Origin of the sequence: Methanolobus chelungpuianus, from assembly GCF_024500045.1 — an archaeon.
GTDB classification, from domain to species: Archaea; Halobacteriota; Methanosarcinia; order Methanosarcinales; family Methanosarcinaceae; genus Methanolobus; species Methanolobus chelungpuianus.
In genome coordinates, this window is record NZ_JTEO01000004.1 from 148,404 (window position 1) to 168,447 (window position 20,044).

General features: G+C 49.6%; 23 protein-coding genes. 16 read left to right on the forward strand and 7 right to left on the reverse strand.

The features are described 5' to 3' along the window. The first annotated feature begins 258 nt into the window (after positions 1-258). The 5 genes from PV02_RS05145 to PV02_RS05165 all read left to right on the forward strand — a co-directional run bounded on the left by PV02_RS05145 (position 259) and on the right by PV02_RS05165 (position 4,686). A complete protein-coding gene (locus tag PV02_RS05145) occupies positions 259-957 on the forward strand; it encodes an energy-coupling factor ABC transporter permease (RefSeq protein WP_256622317.1) in 699 nt (232 codons plus the stop codon). After that, a complete protein-coding gene (locus tag PV02_RS05150) occupies positions 954-1,238 on the forward strand; it encodes an energy-coupling factor ABC transporter substrate-binding protein (RefSeq protein ID WP_256622318.1) in 285 nt (94 codons plus the stop codon). The genes PV02_RS05145 and PV02_RS05150 overlap by 4 nt, the downstream gene beginning before the upstream one ends. Before the next feature lie 263 nt (positions 1,239-1,501). Beyond that, on the forward strand, positions 1,502-2,284 hold the full coding sequence (gene cbiQ, locus PV02_RS05155) for a cobalt ECF transporter T component CbiQ (protein WP_256622319.1): 783 nt from the start codon (positions 1,502-1,504) through the stop codon (positions 2,282-2,284). Between the two features lie 9 nt (positions 2,285-2,293). Further along, positions 2,294-3,610, forward strand: a complete 1,317-nt coding sequence (locus PV02_RS05160) for an energy-coupling factor ABC transporter ATP-binding protein (RefSeq protein WP_256622320.1) — start codon at positions 2,294-2,296, stop codon at positions 3,608-3,610. A 389-nt stretch (positions 3,611-3,999) separates the two neighbouring features. Next, positions 4,000-4,686, forward strand: a complete 687-nt coding sequence (locus PV02_RS05165; RefSeq protein ID WP_256622321.1) for a HoxN/HupN/NixA family nickel/cobalt transporter — start codon at positions 4,000-4,002, stop codon at positions 4,684-4,686. Positions 4,687-4,707: 21 nt separating this feature from the next. Here PV02_RS05165 and PV02_RS05170 read toward each other — a convergent pair whose 3' ends face one another. Genes PV02_RS05170 through PV02_RS05180 form a run of 3 tightly spaced genes read right to left on the reverse strand, consistent with a single transcriptional unit; the run spans position 4,708 to position 6,388 of the window. Next, on the reverse strand, positions 4,708-5,553 hold the full coding sequence (locus PV02_RS05170) for a TIM barrel protein (RefSeq protein WP_256622322.1): 846 nt from the start codon (positions 5,551-5,553) through the stop codon (positions 4,708-4,710). Then, on the reverse strand, positions 5,550-5,882 hold the full coding sequence (locus tag PV02_RS05175) for a hypothetical protein (RefSeq protein ID WP_256622323.1): 333 nt from the start codon (positions 5,880-5,882) through the stop codon (positions 5,550-5,552). Before PV02_RS05175 ends, PV02_RS05170 begins: the two co-directional genes overlap by 4 nt. A gap of 47 nt (positions 5,883-5,929) precedes the next feature. After that, positions 5,930-6,388, reverse strand: a complete 459-nt coding sequence (locus PV02_RS05180) for a phosphopantetheine adenylyltransferase (RefSeq protein ID WP_256623056.1) — start codon at positions 6,386-6,388, stop codon at positions 5,930-5,932. 166 nt (positions 6,389-6,554) lie between these two features. Between PV02_RS05180 and radA the strand changes: the two genes are divergently transcribed. Together radA and PV02_RS05190 are read left to right on the forward strand one after the other, a co-directional pair. Continuing rightward, entirely contained in the window at positions 6,555-7,532 is a 978-nt protein-coding gene (gene radA / locus PV02_RS05185) for a DNA repair and recombination protein RadA (protein ID WP_256622324.1), read from the forward strand. A gap of 42 nt (positions 7,533-7,574) precedes the next feature. Then, positions 7,575-8,255, forward strand: coding sequence for a phosphoglycolate phosphatase (locus PV02_RS05190; protein WP_256622325.1), 681 nt, complete (start codon positions 7,575-7,577; stop codon positions 8,253-8,255). Between the two features lie 68 nt (positions 8,256-8,323). On the opposite strand, the gene PV02_RS05195 is transcribed toward PV02_RS05190, so the two are convergent. Together PV02_RS05195 and PV02_RS05200 are read right to left on the reverse strand one after the other, a co-directional pair. Continuing rightward, a complete protein-coding gene (locus PV02_RS05195) occupies positions 8,324-8,596 on the reverse strand; it encodes a PRC-barrel domain-containing protein (RefSeq protein ID WP_256622326.1) in 273 nt (90 codons plus the stop codon). A gap of 50 nt (positions 8,597-8,646) precedes the next feature. Then, positions 8,647-10,884 carry a CDC48 family AAA ATPase gene (locus PV02_RS05200; protein ID WP_256622327.1) on the reverse strand — a complete coding sequence of 746 codons (2,238 nt, stop codon included), beginning with the start codon at positions 10,882-10,884 and terminating at the stop codon, positions 8,647-8,649. A gap of 263 nt (positions 10,885-11,147) precedes the next feature. Between PV02_RS05200 and PV02_RS05205 the strand changes: the two genes are divergently transcribed. Beyond that, the gene (locus tag PV02_RS05205; protein WP_015053914.1) at positions 11,148-11,357 is read left to right on the forward strand and encodes a TRAM domain-containing RNA chaperone; all 210 of its coding nucleotides are present in this window, start codon (positions 11,148-11,150) and stop codon (positions 11,355-11,357) included. Positions 11,358-11,623: 266 nt separating this feature from the next. After that, positions 11,624-11,866 (forward strand): DUF378 domain-containing protein, encoded by a 243-nt coding sequence (locus tag PV02_RS05210; protein WP_256622328.1) that lies wholly within the window; start codon positions 11,624-11,626, stop codon positions 11,864-11,866. Positions 11,867-11,898: 32 nt separating this feature from the next. Here PV02_RS05210 and purL read toward each other — a convergent pair whose 3' ends face one another. Together purL and PV02_RS05220 are read right to left on the reverse strand one after the other, a co-directional pair. Beyond that, positions 11,899-14,046, reverse strand: a complete 2,148-nt coding sequence (gene purL / locus PV02_RS05215; RefSeq protein WP_256622329.1) for a phosphoribosylformylglycinamidine synthase subunit PurL — start codon at positions 14,044-14,046, stop codon at positions 11,899-11,901. Between the two features lie 85 nt (positions 14,047-14,131). Next, complete coding sequence (locus PV02_RS05220; RefSeq protein ID WP_256622330.1) at positions 14,132-14,488, reverse strand: DUF192 domain-containing protein; 357 nt, start codon at positions 14,486-14,488, stop codon at positions 14,132-14,134. A gap of 83 nt (positions 14,489-14,571) precedes the next feature. On the opposite strand from PV02_RS05220, the gene yciH reads away from it, so the two are divergent. From yciH to PV02_RS05255, 7 genes are all read left to right on the forward strand, one after another. Beyond that, entirely contained in the window at positions 14,572-14,880 is a 309-nt protein-coding gene (gene yciH, locus PV02_RS05225) for a stress response translation initiation inhibitor YciH (protein WP_256622331.1), read from the forward strand. A 128-nt stretch (positions 14,881-15,008) separates the two neighbouring features. Next, positions 15,009-16,178, forward strand: a complete 1,170-nt coding sequence (nifS, locus tag PV02_RS05230) for a cysteine desulfurase NifS (RefSeq protein WP_342765628.1) — start codon at positions 15,009-15,011, stop codon at positions 16,176-16,178. A 17-nt stretch (positions 16,179-16,195) separates the two neighbouring features. Next, complete coding sequence (locus PV02_RS05235) at positions 16,196-16,564, forward strand: iron-sulfur cluster assembly scaffold protein (RefSeq protein ID WP_256622332.1); 369 nt, start codon at positions 16,196-16,198, stop codon at positions 16,562-16,564. 27 nt (positions 16,565-16,591) lie between these two features. Further along, the gene (locus PV02_RS05240) at positions 16,592-16,954 is read left to right on the forward strand and encodes a transcriptional regulator (protein WP_256622333.1); all 363 of its coding nucleotides are present in this window, start codon (positions 16,592-16,594) and stop codon (positions 16,952-16,954) included. Continuing rightward, entirely contained in the window at positions 16,951-18,174 is a 1,224-nt protein-coding gene (locus PV02_RS05245) for an Nre family DNA repair protein (RefSeq protein ID WP_256622334.1), read from the forward strand. Before PV02_RS05240 ends, PV02_RS05245 begins: the two co-directional genes overlap by 4 nt. A 135-nt stretch (positions 18,175-18,309) precedes the next feature. After that, the gene (locus PV02_RS05250) at positions 18,310-19,347 is read left to right on the forward strand and encodes an inorganic phosphate transporter (RefSeq protein ID WP_256622335.1); all 1,038 of its coding nucleotides are present in this window, start codon (positions 18,310-18,312) and stop codon (positions 19,345-19,347) included. Beyond that, the gene (locus PV02_RS05255; protein WP_256622336.1) at positions 19,344-20,033 is read left to right on the forward strand and encodes a TIGR00153 family protein; all 690 of its coding nucleotides are present in this window, start codon (positions 19,344-19,346) and stop codon (positions 20,031-20,033) included. Before PV02_RS05250 ends, PV02_RS05255 begins: the two co-directional genes overlap by 4 nt. Positions 20,034-20,044: the final 11 nt, after the last annotated feature.

The following is a 20,044-nucleotide window of genomic DNA, read 5'->3' on the forward strand; positions in this document are numbered from 1 at the left end:
CTTATCTTAAGTGCACTTTTATAAAAAGGCTTTAGCAGTTGACCGGGGTATTTCTCTGGCGATACAGATTTCAGTGTTTCATTAAAACATTTTAACAGATATGAATGATTATCGTTCAAACACTTATTATCTATTTAAGTAACATGTGTCTACGGTAAAGTGAATCGTTATGTTTATTTACCATAACATGGTACCTCTATTAGCTCTAATCAATTCTACTTGATTTCGCAATGTTGGTAAAAAGGAAGGTGATCTCAGTTGCATATATTCGAAGGGTTCCTACCCTCTCCCTGGTGGCAGATCTGGTTTGCTGTCTCCATTCCCGTTATAATATATGGTATGTATCAGATGAACAAACTTGTGAGCGAGAGGCGCGAAGTGGTGCCTCTGCTTGCTGTTGCGGGCGCTTTCATATTCGTGCTGTCTTCCCTCAAGCTTCCTTCTGCGGTCACCATGAGCTCTTCTCACCCAACCGGTACAGGAATGGCTGCAATACTCTTTGGTCCAGCCATCACTTCTGTCCTGGGAGTCATCGTACTGCTCTACCAGTCACTCTTCCTCGCACACGGCGGTCTGACGACCCTTGGAGCAAACACCGCATCCATGGCAATAATCGGTCCCGTAGTAGCTTATGTGTTCTACAGGTCAGCTTCCAAAGCCGGAATGAACTTTTACCTGAATATCTTCCTTGCGACAGCTCTTGCCGATCTTGCAACTTATGTGATCACATCAGTTCAACTTGCCCTGGCCTTCCCTTCGGAGGTGGGCGGTGTCTATGCATCGTTCACAAAATTCGCCCTGATCTTTGCTGTAACCCAAATACCTCTCGCAGCTGTTGAAGGAGCTCTGACCGCACTTATCATGAAATATGTGGTGCAGATCAAGAGCGAGGTGCTTGTGGACCTGAATGTTCTCAGCTCTGCAGCTGTTACAAAGATCAAGGAGGCAATGGAATGAAGCTTGAGTACATTGTGGGTATTGTACTTGTCCTCTTTGTAGCCCAGTTCCTCTATGGACTTGTGATGAACCCTGATTCCGAGTTCAGTGGTGCGGACAGTGCAGCCGAGGACGTGATAGCTGAGATCAATCCTGATTATGAGCCCTGGTTCGGTGGGATCGGCTTCGAGCCTCCGGGCGGAGAGACCGAAAGCCTTCTATTTGCACTTCAGGCTGCTATCGGGTCTTTGATAATAGGATATACTCTGGGCTATTACAGGGGAAAGAACAAAGTCAACTAGCTGATGTAACTGTATTGGCGCTCACCCTTTTACGCTTTTTATGAGCACTCCGTCTCTGGTTTTTGCTATTGGTGTAGAATTCGTATGGTGGTTGGTACGCCGGATTGATGTTCTATTATTTTGTTATTCCTATTGCTATTGATTTCTTGATGTTGGGTTGACGAAAAACTTATCTATGAAGCAACCTCTGTTATTCTGGCTTATCTGGGGCCGATTATAATTTATCTATACAAAAACTGCTCCCGGATAAAACGTGGTAATATATGGTAAACATTCTTGATGATTATGCGCTGATGAGCCCTTTAAGGTACAGGAATAACTGGCTCAAGCTATCCATAGTTACCTTCGGTATTCTCACAGGTGTATCTTCCACATCTCCTTTCACCCCTTTGATCATTGCCTGGTGCATGGGCTTTGCCACTGTGTATTTTGGCAGGACACCCCTTAAGTTCTATCTGAAGCTGCTCGCCCTGCCGGCAGGTTTTGTGTTAACGAGCGCCGTTATAATAGCTTTCTTCTTCGGTACAGGGGATACCCTGTTCTCGTTCGATATTGCGGGATACACCCTTGCAGTAAAGAGCGGTGGCCTGAATATGGCACTTCTTGTACTCTCAAGGACCATCGGCGGCATGTCTTGCCTGTTCTTCCTCTCCCTCACGACCCCCATGGTGGAACTGTTTGCAGTGCTGAAGGCAACCCGCTTCCCAGACTCTTTCGTGGAGATAGCCATGATGATGTATCGCTATATCTTTGTCTTCCTTGAGGTTGCAATGGGAATCAGGTATGCACAGACGGTGCGTCTTGGTTACCGGGATCTCAGGACGTCCTTCAGGTCGCTGGTCATGCTTGGCACCAACCTCTTCATACGCTCCTGGGAGCAGGGCGAGAAGCTGTACCTTTCCATGAATTCCAGATGTTACGACGGCAAGATGATACTGCTGGAGGAGAAAAGGCCGGTGAGGATGCCGGAAGTCCTGCTTACATGCGGCTATTTTGTGCTGGTGCTGGTTGTCTTCTATCTTACAAGAGGTATAACCCTTATATGAGGTGAAAAAATGGTCGTTCTGGAAACAAAGGATCTCAGTTACTCTTATCCTGACGGTACCCTTGCCCTTGAGGATATCAACATAAAGATCGAGAAGGGAAAGAAGATCGCATTTGTAGGGCGCAACGGCTCCGGTAAATCAACCCTGTTCATGGCACTGAACGGGACCCACCGTCCGCAGAAAGGCCAGGTGCTCTATCACGGCGAGCCTCTCAGGTATGATTCAAAATCCCTGCGCGAGGTGCGGAAGAATGTGGGCATAGTTTTCCAGAACTCCGATGACCAGATATTCGCACCGACCATCTACCAGGATGTGGCCTTCGGACCTATCAATCTTGGATATCCGAAAGAGAAGGTTGAAAAGATAGTTACTGACACCCTGGAATATGTGGGCCTGACCCATCTGAAGAACAAGCCTCCTCACCATCTCAGCGGAGGACAGAAAAAGAGGGTTGCCATCGCAGGCATAGTCGCCATGGACCCCGAGATCATCATTCTCGACGAGCCTCTCTCCAATCTTGACCCGGTGGGTGCTGACGAGGTCATGGACCTGCTCAACGAACTGAACTACTTTGGCAAGACCATTATCATCTCCACTCATGACGTGGATCTGGCATACAGCTGGGCGGACTATGTTTTTCTAATGAACAACCGCAGGGTTATCAGTGAAGGTGTTCCGGAAGACATATTCAGGCAGACGGAAAACCTCAAGGCTGCTTACCTGAGGAAACCTGTCACTCTTGAGATATATGAGGAGATCAAAAAGAGGGGCCTTGCGAAGATCAAGAGCTGTCCCCGCGACATCCCGGACCTTGTGCAGACTCTGCGTTCCCAGCACCTGATGTGGGTGGACGTCCCTCCCGAGGTTGAAGTGGGCGACACCATAAACCTGGGGATACTCTATGGCGAATATGCCATGGATTCCATGTACGAGGCCATCAACTGCCGCGTGCTGCATATCCATGAGGAAGGCCTTGCCATAGTGGAAATGGACCGAAAGGCCCTCAGGGCAGGTTCTATCGGCATCTATGACACCTCCAGGTACTCTCACGATGAACTGATGCGTATCATCAAAAGAGATGGCATAGAATGCGTGGGGGCCATGGGTAAGAAAAGCAAGCTGATCGCTGAAGAGAATGACATCTATATTCATGTCACTTCAGGTGTTATCGACCGCTCTATCCTCAATGCTCTATCCGGGCAGAGGTGCCTCATTCTTACTCACGACGGCATGGTGGAGCATGCGCTGGACCGTATCAGGGGCTATATGGAAAAGAGCGGTATAAATATTCCTGTAAGCGTTGCTAACCCCCGGGCGGAAAAGTAAGTGCATGAAGTCTCATAAGACGCTAATGCCTGTGCAAATGGCGAAGTGATTCAATGCCGGCATGCACGTCTCCCGGCTGGCATTTATTCATCCGCGTGTTTAACATTTTCATCAGGTCTTCTGCTCAGTGAATGCTACGGTCCGGTTGAGAGCTTGCATAGGTGTTTTTCTTTTTATCTATGATGTCTTCTCACGGTTTCATAGAATAGTCCTCTTGTCTGTTTTTATTTAGTTCATGATCGACTGCAATCAATAGAGTAACACTTTACCAGGGCACAATAACATACTTATTAATAAGCCTTATATAAATGAAAAGCAATTAAGTATTACTAGGTAACACTCAAACCTACGGAGTTTAAATACTCCTGCATGAAAGGTGATCATAAATCATGGAATTATTATCATTTGGAACGAATATAATCTCGCCTGATCTTAACTTTCTGATGCTTATCTCTGCATTCCTTCTCGGTGCATTACATGCGCTTGAACCAGGCCATGGAAAATCGATCATGGCAGTCTTTGTCATGGGTACGGATGCAGATGTAAAAGATGCCCTTCTCCTTGGGCTGACTATCGTTTTCTCTCACGTTATAGTTGTGATGGCTTTAGGTGTTGCATCTATCTATCTCGTGGAAACCCTGAATGTCGATCTGACTCACGATATCATGAGCCTTATGGGCGGAGCCATACTGATAGCTGTGGGGTTATGGATATTAAGAAAATTCTATCACCCTCATGAGCATGTCATCGATACAAAGAAAGGTATTATCGCAATAGGGCTTTCCACTGGCCTGATACCATGCCCCGCAGCGCTCGCCATCTTGCTCCTCAGCCTTTCAAATGACCAGGTGTATAATGGTCTTTTCTATGTGCTCGTATTCAGCATAGGTCTGGCAATAGCTATAACGTCCCTGTCCATCATCTTCGTTAAAGGGAAAGGTTTCCTTGAGGGCTATGTCAGCAGTAGGAGCATCAGCAGGCTTCCCCTTGTGAGCGGGTCGCTTATAGTCCTGATAGGTGTACTCACGCTGATCCACCCGGTAATGGAACACCTGGCACCGGGCATTCATATTTAAGAATGATGATGCCAGGGAATTTCAAACACTGGCGTATGTTCTTTGCAGGAGGAGGGCATCACCTTCATTATCGGGGCTCTCGCATATCAGAAGGCCCCTTGCCCTGAATTCCTTCAAGGCCTTCATCAGTTCTGCGTACGCAAGGTCTGATTCCCTGAGATTGAGATGATTCCTCTCTCCTTTCTCCCCGTACTCAATTCCTGATACATGCATGTGCATGTCACACAGCCCCTCCCTGCCCAGTGTTTCCTCCACCGTGGCAAGTATATCGGAAAATTCCTCGTAGGAGTTCTCATTTCCGTTGCTTCTGGCATGCAGATGTGCAAAATCGATGCAGGGGAGCACTCCTTCTATCTCGCTGCTCAGGCGCAGTGTCTCACTGAGGGATCCGAACTGCGTTGGCTTGCCTGTGGTCTCGGGCCTCAGGACAACAGGTATGCTCTTGTCCTCAAGCCGCGATGTGAGTGCTTTGAGAAGGACAGAAACCCTGTCATGCACCTTCCCGGGCGTATCCTCATGATAGTAGGCAGGATGGAAAACAATATTCCTTGCCCCGCACAGGCTTCCTGTCCTTGCGGCTGCGTATATCCTCTCTATACTTGCATCTACCTTTTCGGGTTCTGCGGAGTTGAGATTGATATAGTAGGGTGCATGCACGCTCAGGGCAACATTCGTTTTATCCGCTTTCTCAAGAACGCTTTTTGCGCTCTTCTCTCCCATCTTTACTCCCCGGACGAACTCCAGCTCCATGCAGCCGAGTCCCACATCCCGGATCCTTTCTATTCCGCTGATGCTGGTACCTTTAAGGGAGCCCCCTGGTGTGCCTGCAGTTCCAAATAACAGGGCAGCAGGCTTCTTACTGCTCATACCAACCCGAGTTTTGCCTTAAGTTCCTTTTCCCTTTCAGGTGATATTCTCTCTCTGACAAATTCCATGAAGGACTCGACATCCTCATCTTCAAGGGAGCGGATGTCCTCCTTATCCTCCATGGCAAGGCCCACTAGATAATCAAGCTCCGTAGCATCAAGCCTCTCCAGCCGGTTTCTGAAGTCTTCTGCAGACTGTGCTATCCTGTGGGATATAGGTCTGAGTATGAAGGGGTAGTTGTGCCCCATGCCGGACATCGTGCTGCCGCCGGCTTCGGGTGCAAGCTTGTCGAATATCTGTTTGTCCATCTGTGAGAATTCTCTGCTCATGAAGTTTAGTTGGAAAAGAAGGTTAATAAAATTATGTACATTTGATATCAGTGAATAATATGCCCGTGAATGTCTATTTCTCCCCGGACTATCCTGGTGGAGGAAATACGTTCACTGTCCTCTGCCAGTACAAAACCTATTTTAACTATCTCAATTGGTCTCATTCCCTTTCCTTCCCGGATACTATTGATCCTGAGCGCCACGGGATAGGTCTCAGGGGAGACAACAATATGATCGTAGTCCTCGTCAAGGGTCCTGCCATAGGGATCGTTAAGTTCGATGATCCTGTATTGTGTGTTCCCCGGAATTCCCTTCAGGTGTTCAAGCAGTTGGGATTTCCGTTGGGAGTAGTCCGGTATAGCGCGGTTTCGGCGGCTTGCCATTTCATTGGAGGTAAGCCCGATGTCGACCTGTCCGCCATCTGCAAGCTCGAATGCCCTTCTTAGCAGTTCCCTGTGCCCGTCGTGAAGGCATTCGAAAGTGCCCCCTATCGCTACTTTTGCCATCGGGATGTAAATTCTCATTTAATATGATAAGGCTTTGTGTTATATCATCAAAAGCGTACCGAATACTTTCACCACGCTTGGTCTATGTATATATACTCTCATCACCATAGAATAGCACAATTGTGCACCTCATGGATAGCAATGTGCACCTATGGAGTAATGAATAATGGCTGAAGTGTTATTAGAAGAACTGGACCATGTGGGTCCGGCAACTGCACAGAAACTGATGGATGCAGGTTTTACAACGGTGGAGGCAATAGCTGTCTCATCACCTGCAGAGCTTGCAACTGCTGCGGATATCGGCGAGTCGACCGCTGCGAAGATCATCCTGGCTGCCAGGCAATCTGCGGATATCGGGGGTTTCGAGACCGGAGATGTCGTGATGGAGCGCAGGAAACTTGTGGGAAAGCTTTCAACAGGCTGCGTTGAGTTCAATGAGATGATGGGAGGCGGGATCGATACCCAGGCAATTACCGAGATGTATGGCGAGTTCGGTTCCGGGAAGACCCAGGTAGCCCACCAGCTTGCTGTCAATGTACAGCTTCCCAAGGAGCAGGGCGGTCTTGATGGCTCTGTAATAATCATTGATACTGAGAACACTTTCAGGCCGGAAAGGATCAAGCAGATGGTTGAAGGACTCTCGGAGAAATATGGCCAGGAGTACGATTACGAGGAGTTCCTGAAGCATATACACGTTGCCCGTGCCTTCAATTCCAATCACCAGATACTGCTCGTGGATTCTGCGATGGAGCTTGCCAACGAGCTGAAGAACTCCGACAAGCCCGTAAGGCTCATAATTGTGGATTCGCTGACGGCTCACTTCAGGGCCGAGTACATAGGCAGGGGGACCCTTGCAGACAGGCAGCAGAAACTGAACAAGCACCTGCACGGGCTGCAGCGGTTCGGGGACCTTTTCAATGCATGTGTCGTTGTGACCAACCAGGTAATGGCAAAACCTGATGCATTCTTCGGTGATCCCACAAAGCCAATAGGCGGCCACATTGTAGGGCATACCGCGACTTTCAGGCTTTACCTGCGCAAGTCCAAAGGGGATAAGAGGATAGTCAGGCTTGTGGACTCTCCCAACCTTCCGGACGCGGAGGCTATCATATCCGTGACCACCGCAGGGTTGCGCGATCCGTGATCAGGGAAACTTTTTAATCGTTTCCCTTTATCCTACATTTTTATGAAATTCAAGGCCCTTGCCATCGACATAGACGGCACCATAACGGATATGGACCGCCGGCTCAACCTGAGAGCGGCTGAAAAACTGCGCGCACTTGATGTACCTGTTGTCCTTGCCACAGGCAATGTACTGTGCTATGCCCGGGCAGCTTCCAAGCTTATTGGGGTCTGCTGTCGCATAATTGCCGAGAATGGCGGCGTTGTCACGGACGGTTTTGACAGGGAGCCCATAGTTTCGGATCACATCCACGAATGTGAGGAGGCCTTCAGTTTCCTCTCTCAGGTGTTGCACATGGAAAAGCTTGACTCTTCACTCAGGAAGACGGAGATCGTGCTCAGAAGGGACTTTGATATCGACGCTGCAAGAGCTTTGCTGGAAACCACAGGGTTGGACGTTGAGATAATCGACACCCACTTCGCAATTCACATCAAGAGCAGGAAGATCAACAAGGGCACCGGTATTGCAAAGATGGCGGAGCTTATGGGCCTGGAAGTCTCCGATTTTGTTGCCATCGGTGATTCGGTGAACGATATCGAAATGCTTGATGCTGCAGGCTTCGCCATTGCCGTGGGAAATGCAGACAATGTGGCAAAAGGTATTGCTGACTATGTAACAAGTACCACTTATGGGGATGGTACAGCAGAAGCTATTGATTATCTCCTGTCAGAGGGCATGCTGTGACCCTCCAGAGTATACAGGTATAAAACGGAAAAGCTGCAAAGCCCGGGGTGAACCTTGCATCTGTGGCTTTACAAAACCGTTTTGTCTTTCAGGCCTCTGGCAAGGTTCTTGTCCACAACGATATAGTCCTTGATAGCTCTCACCGACTCGAAGGGCAGCAGTATATACTGGTCATCGGTCTGGTATTTGGATGTATCAAGGCTCATATCAGGTTTAACTATCAGGTTTATCAGATCGCCTGTCTTGACGTCCATCACTATGTTGAAAAGCACGCCTATCTCTGTGCCGTCGGTTGCCATTACCTGTTTGCTCGAAAGGTTTTTTGCAAAGACATTTGCCATAATTTCATTCACCCCTGAATATAAAAGTGACACTTAAATTTTTCATATATTTATCTGTATCCTATATAAGAACTTGCTTCCTCTTTCTTTACGCCGCCCTTGAATTGCGCCTGTATCCTCTCGTAATACTCCATCATGTTCTCTGATAGCGTGGGTCTCACCTTGGCCAGGGCCTCCCTGAAATATTTCATGCCGACCTTGTCGTTCTCGAAGTTGTCACGCAGGGCCAGCATCACGGCTTCCCTGCAGACAGCCTCGATGTCCGAGCCGACAAAGCCTTCTGTCAGGGTTGCGAGATCATCGATACTGACATCTTCTCCAAGAGGGATGTTCTTGGTGTGTATCCTGAATATGTCCTTCCTGCCTGCAAGCGTGGACTGCCCGACAAGCACCAGCCTGTCAAAGCGCCCGGATCTCAGCAGGGCGGGATCCAGCATATCAGGACGATTGGTGGCGGCTATCACGACTATCTCTTTAAGTGGCTCGAGCCCGTCAAGTTCTGTAAGCAGCTGGTTGACGATCCTTTCCGAGACCTTGCCGTCCTCGGTCATGGCACTCCTCATGGGTGCTATAGAGTCGATCTCATCGAAGAACACAATGCTCGGAGCTACCTGCCTTGCCTTCTTGAAGGTCTCACGGATGGCCTTCTCTGATTCCCCTACCCATTTTGAGAGCATCTGCGGCCCCTTCACGCTGATGAAGTTGGCATTGGACTCATTGGCAACAGCCTGCGCAATAAGGGTCTTTCCCGTTCCGGGAGGACCGAACAGCAATACTCCCTTGGGAGGCCTGATACCCATCTGGACGAACTTCTCCGGCTTTGTCAGAGGCCATTCCACTGCCTCTACGATCTCCTGCTTGGCCTTGTCAAGACCACCCACATCGCTCCATTTCACTGCAGGTACTTCCACAAGCACTTCCCTCATGGCCGAAGGCTCGATCTCCCGAAGAGCGCTCTCAAAGTCTTCTCTGCATACATTTATCGTGTCAAGGATCTCCTGCGGTATCTCCTCGTCCTCCAGGTTGATGTCTGGAAGTGCGCGCCTTAGCGACTTCATGGCGGCTTCCTGGACCAGTGCAAGCAGGTCTGCACCTACAAATGCCTGGGTATGCTTTGCAAGGTACTCAAGGAACTCGGGTGTGACATCCTCACGGAGAGGCACTCCCCTTGTGTGAATCTGAAGGATCTCAAGGCGGTCGTCGGTATCCGGGACTCCTATCTCTATCTCCCTGTCGAACCTTCCGGGCCTGCGCAGGGCCGGGTCTATGGCATCCACGCGGTTGGTTGCACCAATGACCACTACCTGTCCACGTTCCTCAAGGCCGTCCATCATGGTGAGGAGCTGGGCGACGACCCTCCTTTCCACTTCTCCTGTAACGTTCTGCCTCTTGGGTGCGATGGAATCTATCTCATCTATGAATATGATCGAAGGGGCCTCTTCCTCTGCCTCCTCGAAGATCTTGCGTATACGCTCCTCGCTTTCACCATAGTACTTGCCCATGATCTCGGGGCCTGCAATGTACAGGAAGTTGGCACGGGACTCGTTTGCCACGGCTTTTGCAATAAGTGTCTTGCCGGTTCCTGGCGGCCCGAAAAGTATGATCCCTTTGGGTGGCTCGATGTTCAGCCTCTGGAACAGCTCCGGGTGCTTGAGAGGCAGCTCTATCATCTCTCTTACACGCTGTATCTCGGTGCCAAGTCCGCCTATGTCCTCATAGGTGATCCCTCTTGCTGCACCGTCATATCCTCTCACCGGCTTCTGCCTCAGTTCTATCTCGGTGAACTCCCCTATAATGACGATCGCATCAGCAGGCTCGACTTCCACGGCTATCAGCGGTATGGCCTGCCCTCCGCCCACCTGGCTGGACATTGGCTGTGTCATCGAACTGATAATCGGTATGACATCCCCTTCAACAAGAGGCCTTTTCATAATGTTCCTCTTGATGATCTCGCTGATATGGTCCCCGAATTCCATGGTCACGCCTTCGGGAGGAGCAAGGATCACCTTGGTGGCGGTCTCAACGTCAGCTTTCCGGATGGTGATTCTCTCCCCGATGCCCACGCCTGCGTTCTGCCTTATGAATCCGTCGATACGGACTATGCCCTGTCCCCAGTCCTGTCTCTCGGCTCTCCACACCTTGGCTGCAGTCTTTCTTTTCCCCTCTATCTCCACGATGTCCCCCGGAGACAGCTGCAGGCTCAGGAGTGTAGTGGGGTCCAGCCTGACAATGCCCCTTCCGAAGTCGTTCGGATGTGCTTTTTCTACTTTGATCTGTACTTCGTCCATTGAGTTCATCCTGAATATTATTCCAAATCTATAATTTGATTGTGATTTCTAGGTACATATTTTATTTTAATGCTTAAAATAGATGTGGTCTAAGCTGTAACCGGCAAGCCCTTCTGTCACTAAAAAGATTTAAATATTGATTTGTATGTATTATGCCTGAGATTCGATACTATTCTGCAAATTCTCTGTAAATTCCTATTTATGGCGTCTTTTTGGCAGCATGGTTGAAAGTCTTATTTTTGAAATAAAGGACGTGCATTGTTTTGTTCAACAATAATCAAGAGTCAACAGCTCCTGTAGCTGCTGGAGAAACATACGAAGTAACGATTCAGGATATCGCAAAAGAGGGAGACGGCATTGCCAGGATAGAAGGCTTTGTTATCTTCGTTCCCCAGACCGAGGTCGGCGAGACCGTAAACATCAAGATTACCAAAGTACTGCGCAAATTTGCGTTTGCAGAAAAGGAAGAGTAATTTCCCATGATGGACCCCGGTCCATCCCACTTATATTTTACATCCATTCTACAATTCCTATTTCTATCCGGTATCCTATCCATTGCTCTTGTATCTTGTCCGGTTCCGGATTCTAAGTATCAGCAGCATTGCATAGTGGATATTCCCTCTATGTCTGTCTCCTTAATGTGTCCTGTTGAATCCTAAAAGTTGTTACTCCCTTCTTTATGAATCATTACCCACATAAAGAAAATTAATATTTAGGGGGTTTACAGGGAGGTGATGAATTGGCAACAAGAATGAATGCTCTTGACTGGTTATCTCTTGCACTCGTGATAATTGGAGGCCTCAACTGGGGTCTGGTTGGTGCACTCAGGTTCGACCTTGTAGCAGCGATCTTTGGTGAGATGACAACGATCTCAAGGATAATCTATGTCCTTGTGGGTCTGGCAGCGCTCTATATGCTATACTTTGCCACAAGGGTAGGCAGCGACACAAGAGCGGATGAGACCACAACAACACGCAGATAAGTTGTACTTATGTGCTAAGGTTGATGATGGATTCACTCCATCATCAGTTTTGTGAGGCTTTCTCTTGCCTCTTTTATTTCTCCAGGCCGCAGAGAGAGGCTGAAACTTTCTCCTGCTACCTTCAGTTCACTGCCTCCTGTGGTGCCAATAACAGCGTGAGGGACATCCCCGAGCAGTTTCTTCACAGCTTCAGGCTCTGAAGTTGCAATTATAGCTCTTGCATGTGATTCAGAGAACAGCACCTCGTCAGCCCTCATCCCCTGTCCGACGGATGTAAGGTCAACATCAGCACCCATATTTATGCTCATCTCGCAAAGCGCTACAGCAAGACCTCCAAGAGATATGTCATGTGAGGTTGTTATCTTCCGGCTCTCCACCACACTGATAAGCGCGTCGACAATAATTGAGGCATTCTCTGGGACATGGGGCACTTTCCCGTTCTTTTTCTTCCCGGCAAGGGCATAGTACTCGGACCCACCCATCTCGTCCCTGGTCGTCCCTACAAGTATGATGGTCTCTCCCTCTTTAGAGAATACATCAGAAGGAGCTATTGTCACATCACTGATGTAACCGATGACACCAATGGAAGGCGTGGGCGGGATGGCAGTCCTGAATTCCTCACTTTCGTTATACAGGGAAACATTGCCACCCACTACCGGGATCTTGAGCTCCCTGCAGCCGTCCCCCAGTCCGAGAATGGCGTGCTTGAACTGCCAGTATATGTCCGGCTTTTCAGGATTGCCGAAATTGAGACAGTCCACCACGGCAATACCTCGGGAGCCTTTGACAGCAAGGTTCATGGCGTTCTCGATCAAGGTGCCCTTCCCTCCCTGGTAGGGGTCAAGCAGGGTCTGCCTGGGGTTGCAGCCGCAGGACATTGCAATGCCCTCGCTGCCGTCTATCCTAAGGATGCCTGCATCATTTCCCGGTTTCATGACTGTCCTGAGCTGCACTTCATGGTCATACTGCCTGTAGATCCATTTCTTTGAGGCTACGTTATGGGATGAGAGCACTTTCAGAACTGCCTGCTTAAGATCCTCAGGAAGCTGGGGCTTATCCCCTTCATCGCGAGTTGCCGGAGCCCTGGAAGGGCGCTCGAAGGTGGGTGCACCTTCAGTGAGCAGCTTGATGGGTATGTCTGCAACTATATCTCCCCTGAACTCGACGGTATATCTCAGCTCCTGCTTGAGTTCACCGATCATGCTTGCATTAAGGTCGTACTTCTTTGCGATATCAAGGACTGCCTGTACGTCCTGCGGTTCCACCTCGAAGAGCATGCGCTCCTGTGATTCCGCTATAAGTATCTCGTATGGGACCATGCCCTCTTCACGAAGTATCACGTTGTCAGCTATTATGTGCATTCCCAGGTTGCCCTTGGAAGCCATTTCGGAACTGGCACCTGCAAGCCCGGCAGCTCCCAGGTCTCTGCAGGCTTTGACATATCCTTTCCTGATCACTTCAAGGGTTGCCTCGATCAGCAATTTCTCTGTAAATGGGTCGCCTATCTGGATGCTTGGTCTGTCCTCCGCTTCAGACTCTTCCGAGAGGTCCCTGGAAGCAAAAGAAGCACCGCCAAGCCCGTCCCTGCCTGTGGTCGAGCCCATAAGGACAAGCTTGTTTCCTGCCTTTTGTGCACATGCAGTCACGATATCCTCTTCCCTGGCAAGACCGACTGCCACCACATTCACAAGAGGGTTGCCGCTGTATGCTTCGTCAAAGAACGCCTCTCCGCGAACAACGGGCACTCCGATGCAGTTTCCATATCCTGCAATACCCTTGATGATGTGCTCGAAGAGATACAGGTTCTTGGGACTGTTAAGTGGCCCGAAGTAGAGTGGGTCCATAAGTGCGATGGGACGTGCGCCCATGGATATAATGTCACGTACGATGCCTCCTACTCCGGTGGCTGCCCCGTTGTAAGGGTCTACGTATGAGGGGTGGTTATGACTTTCCATTCCTATGGCAAGCACCCAGCCGTTCCCGAAGTTGACTACGGCGGCATCATCACCGGGCCCGATGATCACTCGCTCGCCGGTTGTTGTAAAGGTCCTGAGCAATGGCGCACTTGAGCGGTATGAGCAGTGTTCGCTCCAGAGGTTAAGGAAGCATCCCTGTTCCACAAGATTTGGTTCCCTTCCCATCTTTTCAGTAACGATCTTAAAATCATTTTCAGATAACATTCATGTGCCTCGGTATTTAAACTCTCGATTAACTAGGCTTTTAAAGCATCCGGAAACTAATAAACGTTTCTTTGAGGAATATGTCTTAACATTCATTCCTGAAAGTGAGGGTGTCGCCTACCTTCAGGCCTGCTTTTTTTGCTGTCCCTTTGGCAGTCTCGATTATATATTTTACCTTTGTCCCGGACGAGCATAAGCCTGTCCATGGCCTGAGCCCGGATATCTTTACTATTCTCTTGTCCTCATCCAGGAAAATGGCATCAATGGGAAAAATGACAAAAAGCATGTGTAAGGATACTTTCCTGCTCCTGTCCATAACAAATATCAGGGCATGATCTTCGGGGATATTCTTCCTGAACATCAGGCCGAGGGCCTGCTTGAATACACTACATGCAAATTCGGTACTTGTAGCGACATATTCACCACTAGGTTTTAATATCATTGTTGTTTACTTTAATCATCTATTTTAATTTAAGTCTATGTAATGTTTAAAATAGGTAATAATCCCGGAGGATAAATCAAAAGATGAGTTCTGAAATGTGTTCGGTATGTGGCCTGCCAAAGGAACTTTGCATATGCGAAGAAGTGGCAAAAGAGCAGCAGAGAATAACGGTAAAGGTTAATAGAAGACGCTATGGGAAGGAAGTCACTGTTGTCGAAGGCTTTGATGCCCATGAGATCGATCTTCATGAGCTCTCTACGTATCTGAAGTCCAAATTCGCATGCGGAGGGACTGTAAAGGGCAATGGTGTAGAACTGCAGGGTAATCACATAGGACGCATGAAGGATGTTCTTGTTGAGAGGGGATTCTCTCCGGAACAGATAAAGGATTGAACGGCCTGTCCGTTTGTTCTAGTTCATTCTTCTTACTTGCTTCAGCAGGGACGGGATCCTGTCCCCTGCATTGACATTTTTCAGGCGGGTGCAGGGTATTTATTTATTAAGAGCATCCTCTATTTGTGATGGATAGTATGAAGCGGATATATATGGACCATAGTGCGACCACAGCTGTGGACCCACTGGTTATGGATGCTATGCTCCCTTATTTTACAGAACGGTTTGGCAACGCCTCCAGCCTGCATTCTTTCGGGCAGGAAGCGGCAGAGGCACTTTCTGATTCACGCTCCATGGTGGCTGAATCCATCGGTGCCAGGGAAGAAGAGATCATATTCACATCGGGAGGCACTGAGTCCGATAACATCGCCCTTCAGGGTGTCCTCTCCCGTGAGGCAGGAAAAAGGCAGCACATCATTACATCTGTCATCGAGCACCCGGCGGTGCTCAACACCTGCAGCTTCCTGGAGAGCGCGGGCCATGAGGTCACATACGTGCCTGTTAACAGTGAGGGTATTGTGGATCTGGGGGAAGTGGAGAGGGCTGTCAGGGACAATACCGTGCTTATAAGCATCATGCATGCCAACAATGAGATCGGTACCATACAGCCTGTAAAGGAGATCGCAGGGATAGCAAAGGAAAATGATCTCTACCTGCATACCGATGCCGTGCAGTCGGTGGGGAAGATCCCGGTGGACGTGAACGGGCTGGGTGTCGATATGCTCTCCATATCCTCTCATAAGATACACGGACCCAAGGGAATAGGTGCCCTGTACGTGCGTGAAGGCATAACTCTTGATCCTGTCATCTTTGGCGGAGGCCATGAGCGTGGTCTGCGTCCGGGTACAGAGAACATACCGGGTATAGTGGGTCTTGCAAAAGCAGTTTCCCTTGCCCGTGAGCGCCTCGGGGCGGACTCAGCGCATATGGGAAAGCTGCGGGATTCGCTTATCTCGAATGTCTTCGGTACAATAAGCGATGTCCGGCTCAACGGCCATCCCAAGCAGAGACTCCCGAACAATGCCAATTTCAGTTTCAAGCATGTTGAGGGTGAGTCCCTGCTCATGATGCTTGACATGGCCGGGATTGCCGTGTCTACCGGCTCGGCCTGCTCCTCCAGATCCCTTCACTCCTCCCATGTGCTGACCTCTATCGGTCTTGAGCCCGATTACATCCATGGCTCTGTCAGGGTCAGCCTGGGAAGGGAGAACACAATGGATGAGGTAGATCATCTTACAGGAGTGCTGCAGGAAACCGTGGCAAAACTGCGGCAGATATCCTCCCCGGGACAATGCTGAACACCCAGGAGAAAGACATGTACTCAAGGAAGACAATAGAAGAATTCACAAATCCCAAGAACGTCGGGGTGATTGAGGACGCTGATGGCGTCGGTGAGGTCGGCAGTACTGTTGATGGTGATGTTATCACCATGTATGTCAAGGTAAACGACAATGTGCTCACTGATGTCAAATTCAAGACTTTCGGGTGCGTAGTGGCAATCTCCACGTCCACCATGGTGACCCAGCTTGCAAAGGGAAAGACGATAGACCAAGCCCTTGCGATTTCAAATGAGGATGTTCAGGAAGCATTGGGAGGTCTTCCTGAGGGTAAGGGCAAGTGCTCCGGTTTTGCCTTGGATGCGCTTCGTAAGGCCATTGAGGATTTCCGTAATAAACAACACTAAGCACCTCAAAAAACAGGAGAGATTCCAGTGAAAACTACATGCGAGATCATGGTACAGAAGGTACTGCCCGCCATACGCGCTGAGATAGCCCGTACGATTATATCAGAGCATGGTCGTACCCAGCAGGAAGCGGCTGAAGTTCTGGGCCTCTCACGGGCAGCCGTGTCCCAGTACCTGAGTGAGAAGAGGGGAGCAGAGGTCTATCTGTCAGAAGATGCACAGCGGGAGATACGCAAATTCGCATCCCAGCTCCTGGAGGGCCTGGACCTTAAGGAACAGATTATAGGCATGTGCAATATCTGTAAGTATATCCAGATTTCCGGCTGGCTGAACAAGAATGAGCCTGACGCAGGCTACTGCGTCCTTTGCGGAGACCAGGTAAAGCAGTGAGCAGCAGCCTGTGTGTTCGATGTAAGGGTAAAGGTCTTTGTGGCCGTCCATTCTGCCCTATCCTGGAAAAGTTCCGGTCAGTAGAATCCACTTTCTCCGGCATTACCGGTGAGACCTCTATCTTTGGTGCTTCCCCTCCTTCTGTGTTCGTGGGCAGGCACAACTACCCCGAGGTAAGGGCAGGTCCCATGATCCCTCCTCAGCTTGGGGGCGATGAGGCCAGCCTTCTCGAGGACCCTAAGGCCCTGCTGAAAATGGGCATCCAGGACATAATCTCATCCCGTTCGAGACTTGTGAGGGCGAACACAGGTGTCAATGTAAAGAATGCCCGCAATCCCGATAATCCTCTTATCGAGAAGTCCCAGGAGCTGGCCCTGTCAAAAAAGCCGGTGGATACCGAGGCATGGTTCAGCAAGCCTATCCGGAACGAACTGAAATTTGACAATGTACTGACACCCATGGGTCCTTCAGGCGAACTGAAGGACTTTGATATAGCTGAGAATCCCAGGGTCCCCAAAAAGGTGGACTCTCTTGTCTACGATACCGATGCCCTTGCAAAGGATGCAGTTTCCGAGCTGTGGGGCGGCAATATCCCAGTGGAACATATCACGCGCCTGCTTTCCATCGGCCTGCTGGGACAGGAGAGGAAACTGGTGCCTACCAGGTGGTCTATCACGGCTGTGGATGACCTGGTAGGTAAGGAAATGCTTTCCCGGGTGCGGGATTACCAGCAGCTGAGCAATATCCGCGTATTCAGCGGGGGAGCTTTTGGTAATCATTTTGAGATAATGTTCCTGCCAAGGAGTTTCACTTTCGAGCTGATAGAGGTGTGGATGCCGCAGGCTGTCTGGACCGGGCAGAGCACATGGATCGAATCGGACAGCGAGGATCATGGTGGCAAGAAAGGATACTCCAATCTTGCAGGCGGTTACTATGCAGCGCGGCTGTCTGCTCTGGAATACCTGAGTTCCATACGCAGGCAGGCATCGGTGTTCATGGTACGCGAGATAAGGCCTGAATACTGGGCTCCGCTTGGCGTCTGGGTCGTACGCGAGGCATCACGCTCGGCGCTTGGGTCACAGCCAGGGATATTTGAGTCTGTTGAGGAAGCACTCAGGGACATGTCAACCCGGCTGCGTACCCCCAAGACGAAGTGGATGGAAAAAGCAAAGATGCTTTCCAATATAAGAGCTCAGCGAACCCTTGACTCTTTCTTCTGAAAACCTGTCTTCGTTTTCTGTCCGGGACTATGGAGGCCTATATAGGAATATATAGGAATATTTAGATTAAATAAGACAGGTTTATCTATATATGATCCTTAGCCGTACTAAAAATACATCGAGGAATCCGACAAAATGGACTTATTCAATCCACTTGTAATTTCGCTTATCATAGCAGGTCTATATATGGCATGGAATATCGGTGCCAATGACCTTGCCAATGCCATGGGAACTTCTGTAGGCAGTGGTGCGCTCTCTATTAAACAGGTCATCATCGTTGCTGCATTCTTTGAGTTTGCGGGTGCTGTCTTTTTCGGGAAGAGGGTTACCTCTACGATTGCCAAGGGAATAGTGCCCATTGATTCGATATCTGCCATTGACAGCCACCTTGTTGCAATAGGAATGCTTGCAGCCATCCTTGCAGCAGGTTTCTGGATCACCCTTGCGACCTTCTACAATCTTCCAGTTTCTACAACACATTCAATTGTTGGCGCTGTCCTGGGTTTTGGTCTCGTAGCCGCATTTAACGGAATCATCGGCCTTCATGAGATAAACTGGGCCGTGCTTGTCAAGATCGTTAGCAGCTGGCTTATCTCTCCTGTGCTGGGTGCCATCCTTGCTTATATCATATTCTCCCTGATAAGGTACTTCATATTGCAGAAGACAGAAGATCCTTACAAGATCGAGAACAAGTTCGTCTTCCTGCAGATAGCCACGGCATGTTATATCGCATTCGCGCACGGCTCGAATGATGTGGCGAATGCCGTGGGTCCCCTTTACGCCGCTCTTCACGTGCTTGATCTGGCAGGCATATCTGTCCCTATATGGGTAATGGTCATGGGAGGTCTTGGAATGGTCTTCGGTCTCGCCACATGGGGTTATCGCGTAATAGAGACTATAGGTACAAAGATCACGGAGCTTACTCCCACTCGAGGTTTTTCTGCTGAGTTCGCGACCGCATCGGTTGTGGTAATGCACAGCTATATCTCCCTTCCCATCTCGACCACACATACCCTCGTGGGTTCGGTCATAGGGGTGGGCCTGGCAGGAGGACTTGCAGCGGTTGATTTAAGTGTTATCGGGAAGATAGCTCTCTCCTGGATAGTCACGGTGCCCGTAGCAGCACTGACGTCCGCCCTGATATTTGTAGGACTGATGGGAGTAGGAATATGAAGAAGGAATACATCCGCTCGGTATTGAACATATTTGCAAGTTCCCCGTTCAAACCCCTGTGCATGCATGCGAACAAGGGAGGAGACTGCGTTAGAAAACTAAGTGAATCCGTACATGCCTTCTGCGAAGGCGATATGGAAAAGGTTGAGAAGCTCAACCGGGAGATCGATGTGATCGAGCATGAGGCGGATGTCATCAAGCAGACCATAAGGGGCGAGCTGTCATCTTCCATCATGCTTCCTGTGCATGCCACGGACTTGCTGAACTTCCTCAAACCGCAGGATTCCATATCCGACGAAGCCCAGGAAGTCTCCTACTGGCTCACCCTGCGCAGCTTCGATGCCCCGCCGGAGATACGTGCAGGTTTCATGGAACTGATGGAAAGGACACTTGCCACTGTTGAACATTACGAGAAGCTCGTTGACACGCTTAGTGAGCTGCTGGAGTCCTCTTTTAGCAAAAAGGATGTCGATGAGACCCTTGAACTGGTTGTGCAGGTCGAGGAAATGGAGCATCAGGTCGATGTCATTGAGAAGGAACTGATGCGCAAGGTGTTCCGCAACGAGGATGTGCTTGGAGGCGTGGGCGTTTTCCACCTGTCACGCCTAGTAATGGGTATCGGCAAGATAGCAGACAATGCAGAGCATGCTGCTGACAGGCTGAGGACTATGATCCTGAGGAGATGATCCTCAGATGC